At 34.3% G+C, this 1058-nt stretch carries 2 protein-coding genes and 1 pseudogene; 1 reads left to right on the top strand and 2 read right to left on the bottom strand.

Annotation, left to right across the window (positions count from 1 at the left end; translation table 11 throughout):
* The coding region (locus J3U35_RS06535; RefSeq protein ID WP_267360332.1) for a hypothetical protein at positions 1-222 on the top strand (222 nt) is incomplete at its 5' end.
* A gap of 62 nt (positions 223-284) precedes the next feature.
* Here the strand turns inward: J3U35_RS06535 and J3U35_RS06540 are convergent.
* Entirely contained in the window at positions 285-575 is a 291-nt protein-coding gene (locus J3U35_RS06540; RefSeq protein WP_267360334.1) for a hypothetical protein, read from the bottom strand.
* Positions 572-1058, bottom strand: a pseudogene (locus J3U35_RS06545) (hypothetical protein); the annotation flags it as partial. The gene J3U35_RS06540 and the pseudogene J3U35_RS06545, both read right to left, overlap by 4 nt.

Raw genomic sequence — 1058 nt, forward strand, 5'->3', positions numbered from 1 at the left:
GACTTGTTGTTCTTCGACGTATTCAGTACCTATAAAAACATAATTTCCAGTAATCAAAACCAAAACGCATTACCAACACTGAATATATCATCGGGGGCAGGGCTATTTTCCAAATCAATCAAGTTACTAATCCAGATATTGATTGAGTTTATTGAATATCAACTCTTAGCCAATCAGCAATTTCTCTCGCTCCAAAACCAAATATTCTTTGGTCGTCTGTAGATTTTACAAGCTTTCCACCCGTAGGAATAAAACTAGAGTCATCCCACCAGAATATAATTTTATCATTGTTGATATGTTACTTCATAATCATCACCTAATTCGGCTTGCAGCTTTTCTTTTAAAGATTGCCCCATTTCATTAAAGACCATTTCTTCTTCTGGAGTCGCAAATCCAGAAGTTAAAGGATCATCTAAATTTAATGTTTCATCATATTTATCTGACCAGCTATTAAGCTCATTTTTTAGTACATTACTTATTGGTAATGTATTAGGGTTAATATTTCCAACAGCATCATTTGAATTAAGCCATAGAGGATAACATTGATAATCAGCCATTAATTTTATTTTTTTCATTTAACACTCCCAGCGGGGTTAGCTCCTACAATAAAACCGTTATTACCTGTCGTTACAGCTATACGTTGTTTTTGCCCATTAATCAGAACTTCATAGATTGGACGTCCGGTTCCTTTCCCTTGATAACCAATTATCTTTCCTTTGGAAACCGCATCCATAACAATATCTGGTATTTGTGATTCTGAAACGCCTATTTTTGCAAAATCGTCAGCATGCTCTTTAATAATATGTTGAAGACCTGCAGATAGATTTCCTTTTTCAAGAAAAACTATTTTACCATTAGGCAGTTTTTCAACCCTTAAAACATTTTCAGGTGAAAATTTAACTCCATTATTGGACATTTCAGTAAGATATTGTTGATTTACCGTCCTCGTTTCAGCAACATTATTCCAATTAACATCATCTAATTCAACCGTTACCGCTTCAATTTTATGATGTACTTTCGCTCTGACTTCAGTGCCAGTTATTTTGATGCGGGCGTAT

This window comes from Gilliamella sp. B2717 (genome assembly GCF_026536675.1).
Lineage (GTDB): Bacteria > Pseudomonadota > Gammaproteobacteria > Enterobacterales > Orbaceae > Gilliamella > Gilliamella apicola_I.

What these genes read in the sequence shown, in the direction of transcription:
- J3U35_RS06540 (WP_267360334.1), bottom strand. Translation starts at nt 575, where the DNA reads ATGAAAAAAATAAAATTAATGGCTGATTATCAATGTTATCCTCTATGG.